We start from the raw sequence: 20,924 nt of genomic DNA on the forward strand, positions 1-20,924 counted from the left end.
CTGCCTGTTGCGCCAAATCTCGCGATCCGCTTGGTAAAACACTGGAAACCGTAATTAATCCTCGGTTATGAGTGAATCCTTCCGCCAGTTCAATTAAAGACCAACGCTTGCGAGGAATACCCGAGAGGACAAGGACATGAGGCCGCCAATTTTTCGTATCTTCCGCGTGACGAATTTGCAAGATACCCACTCGCAATAATTCCATCCATAACCCGCGTCGTACATCTCCCCATGCTGTCACCAATTCTCGCTGCTGCAACCAGAAATAGATCCCCAAAACGATCGCCGCAGCGACCACCGTTGCGATCGCATTAATGAGAAACATAACTGCCAAACATCCCGCCGCCCCAAGAAGGGAAAAACTCCAATGGACGCGGAAAGTAGGGCGAAAAGAGGGACTTTGCAGCATTCCCTCGATACCTGCGGAGACATTCAACACCAGGTAAGTCGTCAGGAAAAACATGGTTAATACTGGGGCAATTAAATTCAAATCCCCAATACAAACCGCCGCGATCGCCACTCCGAGGGTAACGGCGGTACCAATGCGAGGTTCGTCTCCTTTACCGCTTCCTTGTCCTAAAATACTCATCCAAGAGGGTAAAACTCCATCTCTGGCTAAAGCCTGCAAGACCCGAGGCGCACCCAAAATACTCCCCAGGGCGCTACTCAAGGTTGCCCCCCAGACCCCCCAGAGTATCGTTGGACCCCACAAGGCCATCTGCTTCATAATCAGGGAATCTTCAATTAGCGTGGACGCATCGGCACGCATGGCGAGGATGATAGGCAAACCCATATAAATGAGATAACCGGTTCCCACGGCGGCTAAAGTGCCGATAGGGATAGATTTGGTGGGGTCTCGCAAGTCTCCAGACATGGATACCCCGGCCATAATTCCCGTGACGGCGGGGAAAAAGACGGCAAATACGACCCAAAAAGATTCTCCGTTACTATTCCATAATTCAATTACCGTGGGTTCTACGGGTTTGCCCAAAATTAGAGAAATAAGGGATAGGGCGATCGCCGCCATGATGAAATATTGGGCGCGAATGGCGATACTGGCGGAAGTTAAAGCAAGAACGGCGACTAGAATGGTAGTAATTAGGGCAACATAGGTTTGGTTGAGGGCGGGAAAGGTTTTGACAATACTTTCGGCAAACCCGATGGTATAGAGGGCTACCGATAAAGCCTGGGCAAAATAGAGGGGGATACCCACTGCGCCTCCAGTTTCAATTCCCAGCGATCGGCTGATCATGTAGTAGGCCCCCCCAACCCGAATAACGCGATCGGTGGCGATCGCGCTAACGGAAAGAGAAGTTAAAAACGTAATTGAGGTAGAAAGAGTAACAATCGCAAGGGTTCCGAGTAACCCCACATTGCCAACGACCCAGCCGAAGCGAAGGTACATGATCACCCCTAAAATTGTTAGAACTGAGGGAGTATAAACGCCTCCAAAAGTTCCTAAGCCTGTCTGTTTTGCTTCGGTCATTTCAATGATTAATTATTAATACAATTACCAATTATTTGTGACCTATTTTAGTTTAATTTTAAAGCATTAACGGGAACTTCATCCCAAGATTTTACAATTCGCAGACGGGCGATCCAACCGTCTAATTTTTGTTGTTGAGAAAGATTGTTTTCAAAAGATTCGTGACAAGAGTTTGCTTGTTCCTCATCGCAAGAGGCAATACAAGCATGAATCATACCAGAAGGATCGATTTGTTCGTTTACCCAAATGTTCATAATTAGTTTAATAACTGATTTTCTGTGACCTGTTGCCTCTTCCCTCTTCCCTCTTCAAAGAATTTCTTGCAGAGCAGATTTAACCGTAGGATACTGATAATTAAAACCTAATGCTTCGACTGCTTTCGGTTGCACATTTTGACCTTCTAAAACAACGATCGCGCCATCTCCTAAAATAGCTTCGATCGCAAAACTGGGGACGGGAAGCCAAGAAGGACGATGCAGGACTTCTCCTAATGTGTAACAAAACTTCTCCATGCGAACAGGATTGGGTGATGTAGCATTATAAACTCCTGCTATTTCAGGATGGGTGATCGCTTCTAAAATTAAATTGACGATATCCTCTTGATGAATCCAAGAAAACCATTGTTTCCCACTGCCAATAGAACCTCCCATAAAGAGTTTAAAAGGAGTAATCATTTTGGCGATCGCGCCACCGTTGCCTAAAACAATACCCAATCTCAAGATAACCAAACGAACATTATTTTCCTTTACTTTTTCAGCTTCAGCTTCCCATTTTTGGCAAACTTCCGCGAGAAAATCATCACCCGAGGGGCTATTTTCAGCAAATATTTGCGTTTCGCTGGTGCCATAATAACCAATAGCAGAAGCATTAATTAACACTTGAGGTTTAGGATCGGCTTTGGCGATCGCTTCCACTATTTTTTGTGTCCCGATCTGGCGACTTAAGATAATTTCTTGCTTGCGATCGCTAGTCCAACGTCCTTCCGCAAGCGGTTCTCCTGCTAAATTTACCACAGCATCACAACCTGCAATTTTCTCTTGCCAATCTCCCGATTTTTTGGGAGTATAAGGAACAATTTCTAAAGTTGGGAAAGCAGAATTGGGAAACATTTTCTGGGTGCGTTCTTTATTGCGGGTAAATATTAAAATATTTTCCTTTTTCTCGTTCAGTTTTGCCACCAAACGACTCCCAACAAATCCAGTTCCACCCGTGATTGCAATTTTCATAATCAGTAAGAGATAATCAGTAATCGGTGATGAAAAATAATTTACTCCTCATCTTTGCCTTGATAGGCCATTCCATTTGCTTCGGCATAACGATTGAGAAAGCGCATTAATCTTTCCCAATGATCTTCGCGATCGATGTCTATTTGACATTCTACGCCCATGAGTTCGTCGCTTTCATCTCCCCCGTAACGAATTTTTACCGAACTGGGAGTCACGTTAATTTCTCCTTCAGAATCAACTAATCTTAATGTTCCTGTTGCTTGTTTGGTGTAACTATTGATTATATCTAAGGCATTTAATTGCCGAAAAAACATTAAAACATTGCGAATTCCCGTTTCTTTGCCTTGTCTTAACCTAATATTGGTTAATTCCTCAGAAACTCCTTTAAAAAATTCTATGGATGGCTGGATTTCAGACATGATTCATCCTGGGTAATAAAGAGGGAGAAAGGAAACGAATCAGAGAAAAACCGTTTCCCGTCCCCAATTTTTACGAATAGTTTAACTCTATTCTCCGCCTTGGAGTTTCAGAATAAAAAATCCCAAACCCAAACCGACGAGAATGAGAGAAAATGACAGTAAACCCGCATTGATCATCAGATCGTTAGCACTCATTCGTGATTCTCCTTAAGCGATCGCAATTTTTTTGACTAACAAGCATTGTAAAACACTGAAGTCTCAAAGAAAAATAAAACCGTGAAACCCAAACCCCATCTTGCAATTCCTATAGGAGACCCTGCCGGAATCGGAACGGAGGTGCTACTTAAAGCCTTGGCAGACCCGACAATTCACGAAAAATGCCAAATTTGTCTTTTTGGGACAAAAACGCTGCTAAAGTCTGCTTATCAACATTTACGGGCAAAGGAGATTGAGGATTTAGCCGATCCGGAACAATTTTCTCTCGTGGAGGTGCCTGGCGATCGCGCTGCCATAAAATGGGGTGAAGGAAATGCTGCGAGTGGTGAAGCCAGTTTTGCTTACTTGCAAGCTGCGATCGATCGCACCCTTGGGGGAGAATTTCAAGGCATCGTCACGGCTCCCATTGCCAAATCCCTCTGGAAGGCGGCAGGATATGATTATCCTGGGCAAACTGAAGTCCTTGCGGAGAAAGCGGGATGCGATCGCTACGGGATGCTATTTGTAGCGCGATCGCCTCATAGCGATTATGCGTTAATTGTACTTCTGGCCACAACTCACATTCCGTTAAATCAAGTTCCCGAAACCCTGACCCCAGAGTTATTAGCATGGAAGTTAGATCTGTTAATTCATTGTCTCAAAACCGATTTTGGGGTTGAGAATCCCTGTATTGCCGTCTCTGGCTTAAATCCTCACAGTGGCGAAGGGGGACAATTGGGAACAGAAGAGCAAGAATGGCTCATTCCCTGGCTGGACAAAGAACGGCGCGATCGCCCCAATATGCGACTCCTGGGACCGGTTCCCCCGGATACTCTTTGGGTGCAACCAGGGCGATCGTGGTATGTTGGCACACCTAACCCCGTCCATGCTTATTTGGCTTTGTACCACGATCAAGGACTGATTCCTGTTAAATTAATGGCTTTCGATCGCGCTATTAATACCACCATTGGTTTACCTTTTATTCGCACTTCTCCCGATCACGGCACTGCTTTTGATATTGCGGGACAAGGAATTGCTGATGCTACCAGCATGAAAGCGGCGATCGTATTAGCTGCGGAATTGGCGATGCGAAGAATTTAAAAATTTTTTTACATTACAAACAGGACAAAACTAATCATTGTTAGGTAGATTATCGGGGTCTAACCCCATTGCTTGAAGGCGATCGCGCAATTGCTGCAATGCCGTTTGTGCTTGTTCTTTCTCTTGTCGTTCTCGTTCTGCTTCGGTGGGAATCAACTCCCCAGAAGCATCCTCAAAGCGCAACCACAACCGCTCGAGTCCTTCATGGGTTCCTCGCCATAACCTCAACCCCAATCCCAACTCTACCAACCCCAAGCGATCGCCGTCGAGTTCTAATTCTTGATAGCACCCGTCTTCCCAATGAAAGACCCGAAAATAATCCTGTTCGCCATCATAAATAACATAGTACGGTACTTGGAGAACTTCTTCATAAACTTGCCATTTAGTCGGATTGCCATCGGGTTCGGCTTCAGTTTGCCCCAAATCTTCTGCCCGAGTGCTGGAGGATAACAGTTCTACAACAATAAAGGGACTGACTCCCTCTTGCCAAATTAAGTAGCTCTTTCGCAACTCTCTCCCTTCATAAAATCGAGGAACTCCCACCACCCCAAACCAATCGGGACGCTTGTATCGCCTCGTATTGTTCTCGTCGTAGTAAATATTCATATCCATTGCCGAGAATACCCACTCTGATGGATAAGTGCGGGGCTGAAAGGTCAATCGCAATAATTGAGCCTGCAACGGATGGTATTCGTCTGGCAATCCGGGTTCTCCTACTTCTTCACTCGGCAAGTCGTACATGGTAGGCAGGTCTCTCCTTTTGGGAAAAGTTGGGGGTGAGTTCTTCTGCCTTTGGGTGAGGTTAACCATATTACGGGAAAAAGAGTATTTCTCCTATGGTATCGCTGTTTCGCCGGATGCGCGATCCCTTAATTGTGTCTCTTTATCAGGATTTGATTTAAGTTAAAAAATCTCGATCGCCAAATGCGATCGAGATAATTAGTACAAGGGAAAAAGTATCATTTTGTGGGAAAGCGCGATCGCCTTTGGACTTTTTAAGCGCGATCGTCTGTTTAATAGCCCTTCTCTTCAAGCCACTCGTTAGCAATACGTTTTTCTCGCTCAAGTTGCACTTTGTTGGCTTCAGGATTGGGAAATTGATCGATTTCGTCTAAAGCATCATCAAACAGTTGAATTGCTTCTCGAACAAGATCGGGTTGATGATTTCCGTCTACTTTGCCCAGTTCGTGCAGAATTTGTGCTTTAAGGTAAATAATTTCTGGATTATCTGCTGTTTGCGATCGCGCCCGGTTAACATGGTCTAATGCTTTTTGAAATTGTTTTAAATCCCGGTATGCTAACGCCAAGCCGCGATCGACCAGATAATCTGGTTTCGCAGTGCGCCGAAAGTTCTCGATCGCCGTATCTGGACTCGAAAAGGGTAAATTAATGGCGAGGAGTAACTCCATATAGCCCTTTGCCAAGTTCAACTCCGGATCGTTAGCATCGGCCGCTTTAGCAGCATCAAAGGCTTGGAAAATAGCCTGTAGTTTGGGAACTGCCCCAAGATAGTTCTTATTTTGTAAGACATCGTAAGCGCCTTCCAGCATCAAACCAACGCCTTTATAAAGATTACCTCGCACGGGATCTCTAGCCATTAATCTTTCGGCGGCTTCTTTCGTTTTTGTGCCGCGATCGAGCATAACTTCCCATTCCCCCTGATTGTAAGCCAGACCAGCACGGAGGGCATGAGCGAGGGGTTCGTCCCCATCTTCGCGAAGTGCTGTATTAATGAGGCGTTCGGCCTGACGATAATCTCCATCTTTGAACATCGCCTCAAAAGCCTCTTCCGTTGCATCGCCGATCGGTTTTTCCGGGATGCGCTGAAAAGGGTCTCCCGCTAAAGCCACAGATCCCCAACCACTCAAGGCGATCGCGATCGTAGAAGATAAGATAAGAGAAAAAGATCGGGAGGATGTCAATAGTCGTTTCATCATGAAAATTTCCAAAACATTTACAAGTCCACAAGGAAAAAGCAGATAAACAAGAGGAAAAAGAGAAATGCCAGTACACTTTTGGGCTACTCTACCTTCTGGCACTCTGACGAACTTCCATTTACTCGAGTTCCTTTTTTCTAATGTTCAATTATCAATCAAAAATTTTCCAGTTAATCTAGAAAGTGAAAATTCATCCCAATTCCCTACTCCCTAAATGCTCCATCTGAAGAATTTAACCTATCATCCTCCGGCAACCCCCGCCCCGATCCTCAAAAATATTAACCTCGAACTCGCACCGCAAGAACTCGGTTTAATCGTTGGGTTGAGTGGTTCGGGAAAATCAACCCTTTTGGAACTTCTAGCGGGACTTGCAGAACGAACTCAAGGGGAAATTGCCTGGGGAGAACAAGAACTAGACGCTTATGATTTACAGTATTTAGCAGGTTTGGTATTTCAGTTTCCCGAACGACATTTTTGCGGAGGGACGATTTTAGAAGAGTTGCGTCTCGGTCATCCCGAATTGGGTTTGGAACAGGTCAAAGCAACCTTATCAGAGGTGGGTTTAGATCATCTCTCCTTTTCTACCCCGCCTCACGTCCTGAGTGGCGGTCAGCAACGCCGCCTTGCCCTTGCCGTACAATTAATCCGTCAACCGAATGTTTTACTCTTAGATGAACCCACTGCGGGTTTAGATTGGTCGATCCGCCGTCAAGTGGTGAAATTGTTAGAAAAATTGAAACAGCATTGGACCTTGTTGGTTGTGACACACGATGCAGAAGGCTTGGCTAAGATTGCCGATCGCAGTTGGCGTATTGAAACAGGAACTTTAAAGGCGATCGATATTAACGAACAATTGTCTCTGAACAAGCCTTCATAAAACAGGATCGAGAGTTCGTTTTTGCCTCTTTTTTCTCTTGACGGACAAATGAAAAAGTGCCACACCAGAAGAACTATTAAACCAACAATTTCCTGAAAATATGAGGCAGAATTTTGCCCCAGATACCATTTAAAGCACAATTAACTCCAGAAGTTTTTTATTTCTTCACACTCGATGCTGCTGTGGTACTATCTGGATGGCTGTGAAAGGGCAAATACTAGAGACTCAATCCTAATAGCAGAGGAGGCTACATCGAGTGCAAGATAAGAGCGTAGAAGGAAACCAAAACGGTAAAGTATACCGATCCCAACCCCAACCGATTCGTATCGGTGTAGTTGGTGTGGGAAATATGGGACAACACCACACCCGCGTCCTCAGTTTGCTCAAGGATGTAGAACTGGTGGGAGTTTCAGATATTAATGTCGAACGAGGTTTAGATACGGCGAGTAAATATCGCGTTCGCTTTTTTGAGGACTATCAAGCATTACTCCCTCACGTTGATGCCGTTTGCGTAGCAGTACCAACGCGCTTGCACCATCGAGTCGGGATGGAATGCTTGCAAGCCGGGGTTCATATTCTCATTGAGAAACCGATCGCCGCAAGCATTGCCGAAGCTGAATCTTTAGTCAATGCGGCGGCGGAATCTAACTCAATTTTACAGGTCGGTCATATCGAACGGTTTAATCCTGCTTTCCAAGAATTGAGCAAAGTTCTCAAAACGGAAGAATTGCTGGCGATCGAAGCCGATCGCATGAGTCCCTATTCCGATCGCGCCAATGATGTTTCCGTAGTACTGGATTTAATGATCCACGACATTGATTTATTATTAGAATTAGCCAAGGCTCCCGTTGTCAAATTAACGGCCAGTGGCAGTCGCGTTGCAGATTCCGGTTATCTCGACTATGTGACGGCAACTTTAGGTTTTGCAAATGGGATGATAGCGACACTCACCGCCAGCAAAGTCACCCACCGCAAAATTCGTCGCATTGCTGCCCATTGCAAAAACTCCCTCACTGAAGCAGATTTCCTCAATAATGAGATTTTAATTCATCGGCAAACCACGGCAAATTGTATGACTGATTACGGTCAAGTCCTCTACCGTCAAGATGGTTCCATCGAAAAGGTTTATACCAGTAATATTGAACCCCTTCATGCAGAGTTAGAGCATTTTGTCAACTGCGTGCGCGGGGGAAATCAGCCTTCTGTGGGGGGAGAACAAGCTCTGAAAGCCTTACGTCTTGCCAGTTCCATCGAACAAATGGCGTTAGATGGTATGGTATGGAATCATAATCCATTGGACTTGGCCTCTAATTCCGCTCGATCGCTGCCTGTTTCCTAGGTTGACGGTATTTCCGAAGTCAGGTCTTTTTTGGGTTCTTCTTCTGAAAGAGGTAAATTGAGAATGGCTTCCCACAGCGATCGCGCAATGTATTGATTGCCTTCAGGACTAAGATGAATGTGGTCGCGATAAAGGTTTTTTGGGTTTTCTTGACAATTAAAAAGGGGAAGAAAATCAAGGTAGGGGATATTCTGTTTCTGGGTCAATTCCAGCAGTCTCTGACGTGCTTTTTGTTCGTAATCTCGCGAACCAGGCTGGCCAATTTCCCGCAGGAGAGGGGTGAGAGCAAGGATAAAGTGAGTATTATTTTGGGTTGCGATCGCGGCGATCTCTTCAATGGCACTTAAGTTAATGCCCACGCGATCGCCTCCTTCGTTTTGTAGGGCTTGTAATTCAGGAATGGGTTGAGAAGGGGAAAAAAAGCGAGAATAGACTTCCATGAGGGCTAAAGGGGGCTTGCTTTCGGGATAGTTGCGATCGCGTCCCACGGGAATTGAGGTGGGAGGCGTTCCGAACAGATCGTCTGTATTGAGAAGTAAAACGAGAACCCGAGAACCAAATAAGCCAAATCGTTGCAGGTAAGCAAGTTCATTGCGAGGACCCCAAGAATTGGCCGAAGCATTTAAGACTTCGATGGTTTTCCGGCGATCGCTCCATTGTTGCTGCATCAATTGAGAAATCGTTTGCTCTCGATCCGTCCACCAACCCCCATTCGCCACTGAATCCCCCACAAGCATTATGCGTAGGGTTTTTGGGGCAGGAGTGGGGTTAATTTGGGGAGAACGCATGGAATATTGATTAATGGCAATACGATTGCCCATGCGTCGTACCCGTTGATTGGGGGACAGTAGATAACCGATGTTCTTATCGGGAATGTAAAGTAAAGGATTGCCGAAGCCGAAGAAAAGGCGCAATCCTACTTCAGCGCTAATGAATCCTAGAGTCAAGATTGCGATCGCAATAGCAAATTCCAATGAGTACCTCCCAAGGTTAGAGCGAAAATCTTTATAAAGTTTGCAGTCATTCAAGCAAAGAAGTTGTTAGCTTACAAGAGTAGAGTTCTCAAATATAAGTAATGTCCGACCTGAATCGCGGCATAATGAAGTTCAAAAATGCCGACAAGCCTATTGTGATCGGGATTTCCGCCTTCCTCGTTTTTGGCAGCATTGCCTTCCTGATTGTGTGGGCTTTAAAAATGGCTTACGTGGTTTAGGCGATCGCCAATTTTGGCTAATTTTGTCGAACTGGAAGAAGTACGCTTGAAGTACGCTTAGGGGTTCTTGCCCCAGTCCTCGAAAGATATTCTAATTAGGGATCGCGATCGCGTCCCTATTTTATTTTCTGGCGATCGTACCGTCATGAAAAATATAATTATCCCAAACTTCCCCTTTTTACAAATTTTCCTGCTATAATCGTTAACCGTGGTATTCCTGGGTCGGTGCCCGAGTGGTTAATGGGGGCGGACTGTAAATCCGCTGGCTATGCCTACGTTGGTTCGAATCCAACTCGGCCCACCACAAAACTTATGGAAATAAAAATTAATTTTAAAGTTAATTTAAAGAATTTTCATTGCCCTTGTAGCTCAGTGGTAGAGCACACCCTTGGTAAGGGTGAGGTCACGAGTTCAATCCTCGTCAAGGGCTTCCAAATATATCAACACTTTCAGTAGGGTAAACGCATCTAAACATCAATCCCCCAAGCTCGGGGGACTGATGTGAGAGATTTTGGGTTTTAACGGAAGCGATTGGGATTTAATTGTCGTCCTGGGCGATCGAGCAAGCGCTGCAAGCCCGATCCCGTTCCTCCATCAGAAGGAGCCAAAAAGGGTTTCAAGTTAATCCCACCAGGAGAACTTAAGCGCACATTTCCACTGGATGAACTGTTACCCGTATTAAAAATATTCCCCAATTGTCCGAGAATATCGGCGGGGGAACTACCAGCAGCAAAGGTGCTTACTCCTTGGGTAGATTCTCCACTATCAGCGATCGCAATATTTTCAAAAACGCGATCGCGCACGATCTCCGGACTTTGACCTGGAGGAACCGTCAAAACAATGCGACAAGAAGGGTCTTTTTCCGTGGTCACGCAAACAACATCGTAGTTATTTTCCGTCGAGTTTCGCATTTCTACCAAACCATCCGGGCGATACTGTTCGAGACGTTGAGCAATGACATCGCAACGTTTTTGAGGAGTCCACCCCCCACCCAAACCTTGAGGAACTGCCCAAGGATAAGCACTTTCCTGTTCTTGGGGGGAATACATTACCGTGGGGCTACCCTCATTCATGGCACAGGTGAACCGAGGCGAATTATCGGTGCTAACTTTTTCATCCTGGGGTTCTTCTGTGTCGGTTTCCTCTGCGTCGGTTGCTTCCGAGTCGAGTTCGGCAATTTGCAATGGGGGAACTTCTGGAGATTTATCAACGACAGAAGAAAAAGCAGAAGAAAAAGCGAGGGCGTTTCCTCCTCCCAAAAGGGCAAGAGTGGCGAGGGAAAAACCAACTCTTTTGAGAACTAAAGCTGAGTTGCTCATTTGCTGGGTCATGATGTTAGAGAAATAAAAAATAATGAGTCAAAAGCCAAGGCATTTGACATTAATAAGTTGCTGTTATGGTAGAGCAAGTCCCAGTGAAGGCGACGAAATTGCCCGCTTATTTGTTTCCGCTATCGGGTTTTTGTTAGAGCCAACCGATGCGATCGGGCGGCCAAAACCGCAAGACAGCACGACCGATCGCTTGATTTTCGGGCAGAAATCCCCAAATGTGGGAATCATTGCTATTGTTGCGGTTGTCTCCCATCATAAAGAGGGCGCGATCGGGGACTTGTGCGGGCAGCAAGCGATAATGAGGCGGTTCGGCAATATAATCTTCCCTTAAGGGGGTATCGTTGATGTAGACGCGGCCATCGTGAATTTCGACTTTTTCTCCTGCTGTGGCAATTGTTCGTTTAATAAAGGCTTGATTGTTGGTGTAACCTTGTTTTTGTAATAGAGCAGGAGGACGGAAGACTAAAATATCTTCTCGTTGAATGGGACGAAAATAATGAGAGAATTTTTCAACCACTAGGCGATCGCCGATGTGAAGGGTTGGATACATGGAATCAGAGGGAATGTAGCGAGGTTCTGCGATAAAGGTGCGAATGACCAATACCAAAGCCAAGGCGATCGCAATAACTTGCAGATTTTCCCAAACTACCCCTCGCCAATTTGTGGTTTTGGGGTTGTTTTTGGATGTGTCTTTTACGTCCAAATTCTTATCGGGAGAGGTCATAAATTTGCTCGATCGAGAGAATGCAGTACAATCCCCCTCAGCTTATCCTAATCCATCCCTCAGCAACCATGAGACAGGAACGAGGGAACAAACCCTCCCTGCCAGGGATTAAGAACAAGTGCGCGGGAAAGACTGACCTATCAACAAATTCATAATCCTGCCCTACAAAGAATTTGTTAGGATGCTTGTACGGCTTATTTTGTAGGAAGAATCGGGTTAAATATAATCTGTTCTCTATTTTTGCTTATGGAAACGATAGAAATTTTGCTCCTAATTTTTCTTGGTATAATCAGTTATTTTATTGTCAAACGGAGCGTTGCCAATCTGACAACCACACCCATTTGGCTCTTGTGGCTTGTCTTGATGACTCCCCCCTTGCTGTTAACGGTTTGGATGCTGATTTTGGGGGAGAAAGAGCCACTACCTTTACCCTTAATGGTGATTCCTTTCGTGTTGTGTCCCCTACTGTATTGGTGGCTCATTCAAAAAGGAAGACCCATTCCCGCACCAGAAGAGACGACGGATTCTCCCACAGACCTACCTCTGGAACTCTCCAAAAATCCCCGTCCCCTCACTCCCGATGAAGAAAAAAGCCTCCGCAAGTGCTTCCCTTGGGGGGTTTATTACCTACAAGCCGTAGATTATCGCCCTCAAGCCATTCTCTGCCGAGGTCGGCTCAAATCTAATCCCGAACAGGCTTACCAAACCGTGCGGGAAAATGTTGAGGACAAATTTGGCGATCGCTTCCTCCTCATTTTTCAAGAAGGTGTTGCCAATAAGCCCTTCTTTGCCCTCGTCCCCAACCCGCGTTCGGAAACGCAGAATATCGCCACGACGGACGCGGCAGAAGTCCTCCAGCGCCCGAAATTGATTCTGGGTTTATTTCTGATTACCCTGTTTACAACCACATTGGTTGGCGCGGCTTTCACAGGAATTACCCCGGAACAATTCCAAGCAAATCCCCGCCTTCTCCTGCAAGGATTGCCCTATAGTCTTGCTTTAATGTTCATATTAGGGGTTCACGAGTTCAGCCATTATGGGGCAGCGATTTACTATCACATTCGCACGACTCTACCCTATTTTATTCCCATACCCTTCTTTTTGGGAACCATGGGAGCCTTTATTCAAATGCGATCGCCGGTGCCTCACCGTCGGGCGCTTTTCGATATTGCTTTTGCTGGACCCATTGGTGGTTTTCTCGTAACGGTACCCCTCTTAATTTGGGGGCTTTCTCTCTCGGAGGTAGTAGAACTCTCCGATCGAGCCAGTTTGCTCAACTTTGAGGCACTCGATCCGCGTTTTTCCCTCTTTCTGGCGGTTATGGGAAAACTAACCTTGGGCGATCGCCTCGGGGTCAATATGGCCATTAACCTACATCCTTTGGCGATCGCGGCTTATTTGGGGGTGATTGTGACAGCATTAAATTTAATGCCCGTGGGTCAATTGGATGGCGGTCATATCGTCCATGCCATGTTCGGCCAGCGTACTGCTTCAATTATCGGCCAGATCGCTCGCCTGCTGATGCTTCTCTTTGCCTTTGCCCGTCAAGAATTTATCATCTGGGCGCTCGTTTTATTGTTTATGCCCAACACCAACGAACCTGCCTTAAACGATGTCACCGAATTGGACAATCGACGGGATTTTCTCGGTCTTTGTGCTTTAACCCTTTTGGTTATTATTTTGCTCCCATTACCGGGTAAATTAGCTAGTGTATTAGGCGTATGATTTTCAGTCACCAGTTAACCCTTATCAGATTCATACATGGCGGAGCTAACACCGGATCGGCGCAACTACCACTACCTCATCGAAGCAGAACGGACGGGGATTCATAAACCCATTTTGGCAGCCCTCTATCGCGTTCATCGCGCCCCCATTTTGACAGATGGTGAAACGGGATTGGGGGTGAGTGCAGATGACAAGCTCGATCGCGATCGCCTCGATACCTTTCCCGAACAAGTTCAATATGCAGCCAATCTCATTCGCATTTTGACCGACGATCTCGTGGCTCAGAAATGGCAAAATGACGATCTCTGGAATGGCACAAAAGGGAGGTATAGCGATCGCCTGGTGGAGGTGATTGCTGGGGGCTATCTGCCGCAACTGGCAGAGGGTGCCATGGGGCAGCTTCTGCCCTGCGATGGCGATCGACTCTTACAGGCTTACGAAAATGATATTGCCACAGATTATGAAGGCCGCTACATTCCTCAAAATCTGGCCAATTTAGACCGACAACTCCTCGATCTGATCGAACGGATTTCGGAATATTATTCCGGGTTAAGCCATCAACGGGAAGCCCTCCTCGCGGCGGTGCGAATTTGGCGGCGTTTGGATACCGTTGATGCGGCGATCGCTTCCCTGGCACGAGATGAAAAAGTTCCCGCCGCCCAATTGCAAGCCGATCGCCTCGATGTTGCCCTCAAACAGTTTATTCAGCGTCTTTCCCCCAACTATAGCGGTTATCCTCATCAAAGAGAGGCACTGTTGCGCTTAACCCAATATTGGCGACAGTTGCCCACCCGAGAAGATGCCATCGACTCCCTGGAAAAAGCGACCAATCCCGATCCGGGGCTACAAGTTTTCGATGCCTCTCTCTTAAATTTCGTGCAGCGTTTGCCGCGTTACTATGAAGGTAAAGGCAGTCAGCGCAACGCCGTAACGGAATGTTTTCGCCTCTGGCGGCAGATCGATTCTCGTGGCTCCGCTTTGACAGCCTTGGGAATCGATCCGGAAATTCTCACCGCCAGCACTGCATCCCCAGAGACTATTAAAAAAGTCGCCGTGCAACTCGATCGCGAATTATTAAATTTTGTGCGTCGCATTCCCGGTGCCTACAGCGAAAATCACCAACAGCGCGAAGCCCTCATTCGCATGGTGCAGTTATGGCGAGGCTTAAAAACTCGCTCTGCTGCCCTAGCTTCCCTAATTGAAGATACCAAACGTCTGGAAAAAGAACGAGCAGATGAGAAAGATAAACCCACAATTCTCCTTCCCGATCGCCCCGATCGCTGGACGCGCCAAAATATTCAACTCTCTGCCACGATCCTCCCCAATGGTAATTTTACTTGGGCAGAAGCCACAAAAGGCGGCACGCGAATGCCTCCCGATGATGCCACCTTAAACGCTATGATTCGCATTGCTAACCTTGCTCAACAGGCTCGCGATCGCGTCGGTCGTCCCTTTATCATCACCAGTTGGTATCGTCCCCCTCATATCAACCGCGCCGTGGGGGGAGCCAAATACAGCCGCCATATTGTCGGCGATGCGATCGATTTTGTCTGCGATAATCTCACCGGGAATCAACTCTACTGGCTGCTTGACCCTTGGTGGCCGGGAGGATTGGGACGCTATCTCAAATATCCCAACCTCTGTCACATCGATGCCAGAAACTATCGCGCTCGTTGGCATTATTAGAGGGATGGGTTGTAAAATATGGGGAACTTACATCTTGAGAGAAAATTTAGGGAGAGGAAACTAAAATTAATTTTATCCTTCATCATTCCTTCTTTATTCTTAATCAAAGAGACTGGTATAGTTGGAGTAAGAGTGTAGATCGTCAGCGTTCCATCGTTCAAAGTTTGTTTTGCCAATCTCCCACGATAGTTTTTTTCGGGTGCGATCTTTTCGGTAAAGAATCTAAAATTATTAACAACCCCTTATGAATTAATCGCGATTGAGTAAGTTTAATCATCTATATGACCCACTTTAGGGGCATCCTGAGCCTAGACGTTAATTTCTAACCCCCAATCACTATGGTTTCTCCATTTCTTCCCGTGCGACCTATTCTCGCGCAAGCTACTACAAGCCCCCCCGCTAATCCCCCGCAAAGTTCGGGAAAGTTGGGACAAATCGGACTGATTACAAGTTTAGTCTTATTTTTGGCTCTGGTTGGGGTCTTGGTCTATGGCAAATTGAAAATTTACGACCAGTTCCAAAAAGACATTAAATTTGAGAAATATAAGTCCCAAGATTTGCAAAAACGTCTCAAACTGGCATTGAAAACCATGAACAAAATGGAGACGAATCCCGATTTGATTCACTCGCGGGAATTTAACCTCGATTATCTGCGATTGCGAATGGATGAGGAAGTTTTTCACTATGCGATCGTCAATCAAATTAAAATTCGCGTCAAACAATTAATTAGTGTTGCGCTACGTCCGAATACCTCTCAACACCAAGTGGGTATTGCGACAACTGGTCGTCAAGTTGATGAAACGTTTGATGTCACTTACGAAACGGAAGCACGAGGCAAAAGAGTCAAGCGAATCTTATTTCGCATTCAAGTGAAGTTGACCAAGTTACCAACCCAGTCAACTTCCAGTACGATTAATCAAATCATTGACTGTATTGAAAAATTCTTAAGCCCTAACGCCGATCACGAAAATTGGCAGCCTACGATTCAAGGTAGAGTTATATTAATGGAGTGGGATCAAAAGGCAAAACCGACCCCTCTGTTAGTATTAGAACAATCGGGAGATGGAGCCAATGTTAGTTTCCGCACTAATCCCAATCGTCTCAATGCCATGGGAGGGAAAGAAGGGGCTGTACCACCTCCACCCCCACCGCGCGATCGATCGCCTAAACAAAGACCAGCCCCAGGTTCGGGGAAATCCCAGGGTGGGAGCAAGCGTTCTTCTTCAAGTCGGCGTTCTTCGACTCGACGTTAAAGGAGGAATTTAAGTCTATAATCTAAATTCACTTTGGTTCAAGAATTTACTTTAGTGAGTATCTTCTGTTCTGAAAGTCGTCCATCTTCCATCTGGATAATACGTTCGGCAACATCGAGAATGCGGTTATCGTGGGTGACAATGAGAATTGTGCATCCTTGTTCTCGAGCCAAGTTTTGCATAATTTCGACAATATCGCGTCCGGACTTACTATCGAGGGCAGCGGTAGGTTCGTCAGCCAGTACCATTTTAGGATGACTGACGAGGGCTCTGGCGATCGCCACGCGCTGTTTTTGCCCCCCAGACAGTTGAGCGGGATAATAGTTAATGCGATCGGCTAAACCTACCGCTTCTAGCATAGTAATTGCCCGTTCTTTGGCTTGATGGGATGAGATGCGATCGTGCAGTTCAATGGACATTTGCACATTTTGTTTGGCAGTGAGGGAGTTTAATAAATTATGTGCCTGAAAAATATAACCAATATTACGACGAACTTGCACCAGGCGATTTTTTCCGGCTCCGACTAATTCTTTCTCGAATACCCGCAAACTTCCTGTTTGAGGCGATCGCAGTCCTCCCATCAGAGTGAGTAGGGTTGTTTTACCCGATCCCGATGGACCCTTCATAATGACAACATCTCCCGATCGCAGGGTGAGACTGATATCAAACAAAATTTGTTTTCGCAGGTCTCCTCGACCGAAATAGTGGTCGAGATGAGAAATTTCTACAATAGGCTGCATGGATGGTTTAGGGAGGTTTATGGCTCAAAACTCGAGGGCAACTTAACCCATTCTAGTTGAAATCGATCGAGTAAGTTCTGATAAATGGGCAGAATTTTTTGATAAATTGCCACATTTTCGGGGATAGGGAAATATTGCTGTTTTTTTGCCCTCGTCGTTGAGATAATCTCTAAAGTGGGTATCTTTTTCAGGGCGTATAAACCCAAAATAGCGGCTCCAAAACAAGAACTTTCTTGTCGATCTGGAATGATTACCGGACAGTTAACAATATCTGCTAACATTTGTCGCAAAAGAGGCGATCGCGTAAAACCACCACTGGCAATAATTTTTTCACTCTTACCCGTAAATTTTTCTAAACTTAATAAAACTATTGACAAATTGTAAATAATACCTTCTAAAACAGCGCGAATTAAATGTGCCTTGGTATGATTTAAGGTGAAACCAAAGAAACTCCCTCGGGCGTGACTATCCCAAAGAGGGGCGCGTTCTCCTGTTAAATAAGGATGAAATATTAATCCTTCCGAACCGGCGGGAATTGTTTGGGCGATCGCATTTAATTGGTCGTATCCTTCTACTCCTGCCAATTCAATTAAATTTTCTTTTAACCATTGCATGACAATGCCGCCATTATTGACGGCACCACCAATAATCCAATAGTTTTCAATTAAAGGATAGCAAAATAACTTATTCTTTTCATCAAGTTGCAGGCGATCGCTAACAGTTCTAACTGCACCACTGGTTCCAATTGTAACAGCTATCGTTTTAGGATAAATTGCCCCAACGCCTAAATTTGCTAAAACACCATCACTAGAACCAATAACTGTGGGAATGCCTTCCGGAATACCGACCGCGATCGCTCTTTCTCGATTTAAAGAGGGTAAAATATAGGTAGTTGGGACAATTTCTGAGAGTCGATCGGGGGTAATTCCTGCAATATTTAGGGCTTCCTCGCACCAGGTTAAAGTGTGTAGATTTAATAATCCCGTTGCTGCTGCTAAAGAAGTATCAATAAGATAGCGATCGAAGAGTTGAAAAATAATATATTCTTTAATGGAAATAAACTTGGCCGCTCGATAAAAGAGATCGGGATATTCATTTCGCAACCAGACTAATTTAATCAGGGGCGACATGGGATGAAAGGGAATTCCTGTTAGGCGATAGAGTTCGTTTTCTCGACCTTCTTCTTTGAGTAAATTGACCCATTTTTCTCCGCGTCGATCGGCCCAAGTAAGACTTTGCGTGAGTAGATTCCCTTCAACATCGACAGCAATTAAACTGTGCATTGCACTACTAAAAGACAAGCAGATAATTTCTTCCGGATCGATCTGACTTTCAAGAATAACCGAAAAAATAGTTTGTAAGACTGCGATGAAAATTTCTTCAGGGTTTTGTTCTGCGGTTAAAGGATTCGGAGAAGATAAGGGATAATTAAGGGTAGATTGTTGCAATACTGAACCTGTTACCGAAAAGAGAACTGATTTTGTCGCCGTTGTACCAATATCCACACCAAGAACATAGTTTTTTGCTTTCATTTTGTTTTAAACTTGAATTAAATCGCGATCGCAATCTAATGAAACCAAGGAGAACAGTGATGATCGATCTCTATGCCTATGCTACGCCTAACGGACGAAAACCTGCAATCATGTTAGAGGAAGTTGGACTTGATTACACGGTCAAAAAAGTAGATATTTCTCAAGGAGAACAATTCAAGCCCGAATTTGTGGCAATTAATCCCAATAGCAAAATTCCAGCAATGATTGACCGCGATACTAATATAACCGTGTTTGAATCTGGGGCAATTTTAATTTATCTGGCTGAAAAAACGGGACAATTTTTACCTGCTGATATTCCTGGACGAATGCGAGTTATAGAATGGTTAATGTTTCAAATGGCCAGTGTTGGTCCGATGTTTGGTCAATTGGGGCATTTTCGCAGGTTTGCGAAAGAACAAATTCCCTATGCGATCGCCCGTTATGAAAATGAAACTTTGCGCTTATTTGAAGTTTTGGACGGTCAATTAGAAAAGCATGAATTTATTGCTGGCGATTATTCTATTGCTGATATGGCGACTTATCCTTGGGTTGCAGCTTATGAATATTTAGGGGTAACATTGGATAAGCATTCTCATCTCAAACGCTGGACGGAAACCCTGCAAAATCGCCCAGCAGTCCAGAAAGGAATGGCAATTTTAAATCGTTAACTCCAAAGCCCATTCCTCCAAACGTCCGCGATCGCCAACAGCAAAATCAGCTATTTTTAATTGCCACGTCCCCGCACAAGGGCGATTCTTGAGTTTTTTTAATAATGGTGTCGTTTGCAAAGTATAGGTTTTTTTCAGTACCGTTTGCGAACCCAAAGTGCGATTTTGCAATAAAAAATTCTCCCCCGTCGGCGCAATTAAACTCACTTCAATATCCCCTAAAAAACCGTGGTTTAAATTAACTTGCACTTGAATATCTTGAATAGTCCCCGTTTCCGTAATACTAATCTTGCTGGTAACGCCTTGAGAATAATTATCAGCAATGGTCAAATTGCCCTTATTTTCCTTGCGAAGGGTGCGAGAAACACCTCCCCCGGAACCCGAATCTGTATCGGAACCCGAATTAGCACCAGGCGATCGCCGTTTAGCCTCCTTAACCGCCTTGTACGCATTCACCTTGCCATAGCCAAACCATTGGGAATGGCCATTGCGATCGTAGGTTCCCAACTGTAACCCCAACTGGGGATCGCGATCGCCATCCACAATCTTATCCGCCGTTTGTTGCAGAATGTCCTTCACCTCCCGCGCCGTCAAATCTGGATTTGCCGAGAGAATTAACCCCGCAACCCCCGCAACCACTGGACAAGCACTAGATGTTCCCCCAAAATCTCGCGTAAAGTTCCCCGGATCGTAGCCTAAATTTCCTAAAACATCCGTCGTCAAAATCCCCAACCCCGGTAAATAGGTGCGGACGGGAGGCGCAGTTTGAATAAACCCTGTTTGTTGAAACCACATCCCCGGCGGGGCATTATTACTTGGGGCGCAAACCGAAATATGCCCCCCCCAATTACTATAAGCAGACTTTTTCCCCAAACTGCTACAAGCAGAAACAGTAATCGCATCTGGATGCGCCGCAAACCCGCTTAACCACTCCGTCGGACCATTCAACAAATTATCCTGCCAACCCCGTTCGTATACCGTCCCCTGTACCGGACGATTGGCATTTCCCGCCGCGAAAACAACAACGCATCCTTTCCCTTTTCGCCCCTGGGTTGCGACCCGATGAACTGCTGCAGTTTGACGCAGAGAGAGAGGAAAATAAACCGTCGCTGCCCCCCAACTACAGGAAACCACACTGGCACCCTTCTCAATGACCCAATCAAAGAGTTGTTCGATGGAACGGTCATCCAGGTATCCCGTCGTCCGTAGGGGCATTAAAGCACAACCAGGAGCCACTCCTACCACCCCTTGGCCATTTTCCTCCGCCACCGCTACCCCCGCACAAGCAGTGCCGTGACTTTCTTGGTCGTTATCCGGTTGAGGAGAAAAATCCTTGCCTTTAAAGTCCCGAGGAAACACCGTTTTCCCTTGCCCTTGGAAATCGGGATGGCGCAGGTCGATCGCATCATCAGCCACCGCCACAATAATCGATCGCGACCCTCGGGTAATATCCCACGCCTTCTCCACATCAA

At 45.8% G+C, this 20,924-nt stretch carries 21 protein-coding genes and 2 tRNA genes; 10 read left to right on the forward strand and 13 right to left on the reverse strand.

Features of this window, described 5'->3' with window-relative positions; all coding sequences use genetic code 11:
* The 5 genes from VB714_RS10405 to VB714_RS10425 all read right to left on the reverse strand — a co-directional run.
* The coding region (locus VB714_RS10405) for a Na-K-Cl cotransporter (protein WP_323223806.1) at positions 1-1,486 on the reverse strand (1,486 nt) is incomplete at its 3' end.
* Between the two features lie 47 nt (positions 1,487-1,533).
* Positions 1,534-1,740, reverse strand: coding sequence for a glycogen debranching protein (locus tag VB714_RS10410; RefSeq protein WP_323223808.1), 207 nt, complete (start codon positions 1,738-1,740; stop codon positions 1,534-1,536).
* Between the two features lie 54 nt (positions 1,741-1,794).
* Complete coding sequence (locus VB714_RS10415; RefSeq protein WP_323223810.1) at positions 1,795-2,712, reverse strand: TIGR01777 family oxidoreductase; 918 nt, start codon at positions 2,710-2,712, stop codon at positions 1,795-1,797.
* 41 nt (positions 2,713-2,753) lie between these two features.
* A complete protein-coding gene (gene psb28 / locus VB714_RS10420) occupies positions 2,754-3,131 on the reverse strand; it encodes a photosystem II reaction center protein Psb28 (protein WP_323223812.1) in 378 nt (125 codons plus the stop codon).
* Positions 3,132-3,218: 87 nt separating this feature from the next.
* A complete protein-coding gene (locus VB714_RS10425; RefSeq protein WP_204104736.1) occupies positions 3,219-3,326 on the reverse strand; it encodes a PetM family cytochrome b6-f complex subunit 7 in 108 nt (35 codons plus the stop codon).
* 81 nt (positions 3,327-3,407) lie between these two features.
* On the opposite strand from VB714_RS10425, the gene pdxA reads away from it, so the two are divergent.
* Positions 3,408-4,427: a 4-hydroxythreonine-4-phosphate dehydrogenase PdxA gene (gene pdxA, locus VB714_RS10430; protein WP_323223814.1), complete on the forward strand. Its 1,020-nt coding sequence runs from the start codon at positions 3,408-3,410 to the stop codon at positions 4,425-4,427.
* A gap of 30 nt (positions 4,428-4,457) precedes the next feature.
* On the opposite strand, the gene VB714_RS10435 is transcribed toward pdxA, so the two are convergent.
* Both VB714_RS10435 and VB714_RS10440 read right to left on the reverse strand, forming a co-directional pair.
* Positions 4,458-5,168, reverse strand: coding sequence for a Uma2 family endonuclease (locus VB714_RS10435; protein WP_323223816.1), 711 nt, complete (start codon positions 5,166-5,168; stop codon positions 4,458-4,460).
* Between the two features lie 272 nt (positions 5,169-5,440).
* The gene (locus tag VB714_RS10440) at positions 5,441-6,364 is read right to left on the reverse strand and encodes a Sll0314/Alr1548 family TPR repeat-containing protein (protein WP_323223818.1); all 924 of its coding nucleotides are present in this window, start codon (positions 6,362-6,364) and stop codon (positions 5,441-5,443) included.
* A 214-nt stretch (positions 6,365-6,578) separates the two neighbouring features.
* Between VB714_RS10440 and VB714_RS10445 the strand changes: the two genes are divergently transcribed.
* Complete coding sequence (locus VB714_RS10445; protein ID WP_323223821.1) at positions 6,579-7,241, forward strand: ABC transporter ATP-binding protein; 663 nt, start codon at positions 6,579-6,581, stop codon at positions 7,239-7,241.
* Positions 7,242-7,497: 256 nt separating this feature from the next.
* Positions 7,498-8,580, forward strand: coding sequence for a Gfo/Idh/MocA family oxidoreductase (locus VB714_RS10450; protein WP_323223824.1), 1,083 nt, complete (start codon positions 7,498-7,500; stop codon positions 8,578-8,580).
* Here VB714_RS10450 and VB714_RS10455 read toward each other — a convergent pair.
* Entirely contained in the window at positions 8,577-9,554 is a 978-nt protein-coding gene (locus tag VB714_RS10455) for an SGNH/GDSL hydrolase family protein (RefSeq protein ID WP_323223827.1), read from the reverse strand. The two genes, VB714_RS10450 and VB714_RS10455, sit on opposite strands and share 4 nt — an antisense overlap.
* 101 nt (positions 9,555-9,655) lie before the next feature.
* Between VB714_RS10455 and VB714_RS10460 the strand changes: the two genes are divergently transcribed.
* The 3 genes from VB714_RS10460 to VB714_RS10470 all read left to right on the forward strand — a co-directional run bounded on the left by VB714_RS10460 (position 9,656) and on the right by VB714_RS10470 (position 10,223).
* Positions 9,656-9,793: a hypothetical protein gene (locus VB714_RS10460; protein WP_204106401.1), complete on the forward strand. Its 138-nt coding sequence runs from the start codon at positions 9,656-9,658 to the stop codon at positions 9,791-9,793.
* A 219-nt stretch (positions 9,794-10,012) separates the two neighbouring features.
* Positions 10,013-10,097 (forward strand) — tRNA-Tyr (locus tag VB714_RS10465).
* Between the two features lie 54 nt (positions 10,098-10,151).
* Positions 10,152-10,223, forward strand: a tRNA-Thr gene (locus tag VB714_RS10470).
* A gap of 88 nt (positions 10,224-10,311) precedes the next feature.
* On the opposite strand, the gene VB714_RS10475 is transcribed toward VB714_RS10470, so the two are convergent.
* On the reverse strand, positions 10,312-11,124 hold the full coding sequence (locus VB714_RS10475; protein WP_323223830.1) for a COP23 domain-containing protein: 813 nt from the start codon (positions 11,122-11,124) through the stop codon (positions 10,312-10,314).
* 133 nt (positions 11,125-11,257) lie between these two features.
* On the reverse strand, positions 11,258-11,848 hold the full coding sequence (gene lepB / locus VB714_RS10480) for a signal peptidase I (protein ID WP_323223832.1): 591 nt from the start codon (positions 11,846-11,848) through the stop codon (positions 11,258-11,260).
* 246 nt (positions 11,849-12,094) lie between these two features.
* Here lepB and VB714_RS10485 point away from each other — a divergent pair, with 246 nt between their 5' ends.
* From VB714_RS10485 to VB714_RS10495, 3 genes are all read left to right on the forward strand, one after another.
* Positions 12,095-13,573, forward strand: a complete 1,479-nt coding sequence (locus VB714_RS10485) for a site-2 protease family protein (protein WP_323223835.1) — start codon at positions 12,095-12,097, stop codon at positions 13,571-13,573.
* Positions 13,574-13,609: 36 nt separating this feature from the next.
* On the forward strand, positions 13,610-15,259 hold the full coding sequence (locus VB714_RS10490; protein ID WP_323223838.1) for a D-Ala-D-Ala carboxypeptidase family metallohydrolase: 1,650 nt from the start codon (positions 13,610-13,612) through the stop codon (positions 15,257-15,259).
* Between the two features lie 338 nt (positions 15,260-15,597).
* Complete coding sequence (locus VB714_RS10495) at positions 15,598-16,512, forward strand: hypothetical protein (protein WP_323223840.1); 915 nt, start codon at positions 15,598-15,600, stop codon at positions 16,510-16,512.
* A 38-nt stretch (positions 16,513-16,550) separates the two neighbouring features.
* Here the strand turns inward: VB714_RS10495 and VB714_RS10500 are convergent, their stop codons facing one another.
* Entirely contained in the window at positions 16,551-17,252 is a 702-nt protein-coding gene (locus tag VB714_RS10500; protein WP_323223842.1) for a DevA family ABC transporter ATP-binding protein, read from the reverse strand.
* Positions 17,253-17,269: 17 nt separating this feature from the next.
* On the reverse strand, positions 17,270-18,784 hold the full coding sequence (locus VB714_RS10505; protein WP_323223844.1) for a gluconokinase: 1,515 nt from the start codon (positions 18,782-18,784) through the stop codon (positions 17,270-17,272).
* A 59-nt stretch (positions 18,785-18,843) separates the two neighbouring features.
* On the opposite strand from VB714_RS10505, the gene VB714_RS10510 reads away from it, so the two are divergent.
* Complete coding sequence (locus tag VB714_RS10510; RefSeq protein WP_323223846.1) at positions 18,844-19,452, forward strand: glutathione S-transferase N-terminal domain-containing protein; 609 nt, start codon at positions 18,844-18,846, stop codon at positions 19,450-19,452.
* Here the strand turns inward: VB714_RS10510 and VB714_RS10515 are convergent.
* Positions 19,441-20,924: S8 family serine peptidase (locus VB714_RS10515; RefSeq protein ID WP_323223848.1), on the reverse strand; the 1,484-nt coding region annotated here is incomplete at its 5' end. The genes VB714_RS10510 and VB714_RS10515 overlap by 12 nt on opposite strands.

It is taken from the genome of Spirulina sp. 06S082 (assembly GCF_034932145.1).
In the GTDB taxonomy this organism is placed as follows: Bacteria; Cyanobacteriota; Cyanobacteriia; order Cyanobacteriales; family Spirulinaceae; genus CCY15215.